The sequence below is a fragment of the Streptomyces sp. NPDC006385 genome, from assembly GCF_040612485.1.
In the GTDB taxonomy this organism is placed as follows: domain Bacteria; phylum Actinomycetota; class Actinomycetes; order Streptomycetales; family Streptomycetaceae; genus Streptomyces.
Genome location: NZ_JBEXQG010000176.1, coordinates 1 through 1,450 on the forward strand (window position 1 = coordinate 1; position 1,450 = coordinate 1,450).

The following is a 1,450-nucleotide window of genomic DNA, read 5'->3' on the forward strand; positions in this document are numbered from 1 at the left end:
GGCGTCCACGATGGCGATGTGCTCCTCGCCGGACTGGGTCAGCTCACCCTGGTCCGCCAGCTTCTGCAGACCCTGCATCCGGGCCTGGTCACGCAGCTGGCCGGCCATCGCCACCAGGCGGCGATTGCCCAGCAGTTCGAGCAGACCGAGGTGGAACTGCCGGTCCAGGTCGAGGAAGGAGACCAGGTCGCCTTCGCGCGCGGCATCGGTGATCTGCTCGGCGAGCTGCCGGAACCGCGGTATACAGGCCCCGTCCAGGGCTTTGACGACGTCGGCCATGGCCGGCGCCTCGAGCATCGTGCGGATCCGGAAGATCTCGTCGAGGTCGTGGTCGGTGAGCACCGGCACCCGGAACCCGCGGTTGCGGATGATCTCGACCATGCCCAGATTGGCCAGGTCCATGATCGCTTCCCGCACCGGCGTCACCGAGACACCGAGCGCCGCCGCCACGTTGATGACACTCTCCACCTGCCCCGGCTCGATCTGCCCGAGCACGATCTGGGTACGCACCGCCTCCCGCGCCTGCTCCCGCAGGCTGACCGACCTGAGCCGTGGACTGCGGGCAGACGCTGCTGCCGGGCGAGGAGTAGTCACGCCTTATGCATAACACGGGACACCCCGGGCTCGTACGGCGATATCAGCCTCTTGTCGTGATGCGTAAGGCGTAATACCTTACACGCGCCTCCTCCCGTACGAGACGGTCGAGGAAGGCTCGAACAAGGATGTGGGGTGCCATGACGACCATCACCGTCAGCGAGCGGGAGATCCGTGAGGCCGTGACGATGAGCGAGGCGATCGAAGCCGTCCGGCGCGGCTTCGTCGATCTTGCCGCCGGAGAGTTCGAGATGCCCACCCGGACCGCCCTGCGGGACGGACAGTTCCTGGTGATGTCCGCCCATCACCGGTCGACGGCGACCGCCATGTTCAAGACCCTGAGCCTGAACTTCGAGCGCAAGCCGGCCATCGCCGGCAACGTGGCCTGGAGCGAGACCGGACGCCTGGACAGCCTGATCGCCGACGCCGGAGCGGTGACGGCGCTGCGTACCGGCGCGGCGGTCGGCGTGGCCACCGACCTCCTCGCACCCCCCGCGGCCGGTCGGCTGACCCTGATCGGCGCCGGCGGCCAGGCCCCCGACCAGGTCCGCGCAGTCCACACCGTCCGGCCCTTGCGCCAGTTGACCGTTGTCGACGCCGACCCGCAGCGCGCTCAGGCACTCATCGAGGCGCTGGAACCGGAACTGCCGGGGGTCGAACTCACCACGGCGACCGACACGGCCTCGGCGCTTCGCACCGCCGAGATCGTCTGCTGCGCGACCAACGCCACCAGTCCCCTGTTCTCCGAGTCGGCTCTGCCGGCGCAGGTGCACGTCAACGCCATCGGCGCCTACCGCCCCACCATGCGCGAGCTGCCCGACGAACTGCTCGCGGGCAGCACCGTCGTCATCGACGA

At 69.0% G+C, this 1,450-nt stretch carries 2 protein-coding genes; one reads left to right on the forward strand and one right to left on the reverse strand.

Annotation, left to right across the window (positions count from 1 at the left end; genetic code table 11):
* A partial coding sequence (locus ABZ078_RS44380; RefSeq protein WP_356584390.1) for a GntR family transcriptional regulator occupies positions 1–594 on the reverse strand: 594 nt, incomplete at its 3' end.
* A gap of 140 nt (positions 595–734) precedes the next feature.
* Between ABZ078_RS44380 and ABZ078_RS44385 the strand changes: the two genes are divergently transcribed.
* Positions 735–1,450, forward strand: a 716-nt coding sequence (locus ABZ078_RS44385; protein ID WP_356584392.1) for an ornithine cyclodeaminase family protein, incomplete at its 3' end; no start/stop codon positions are given.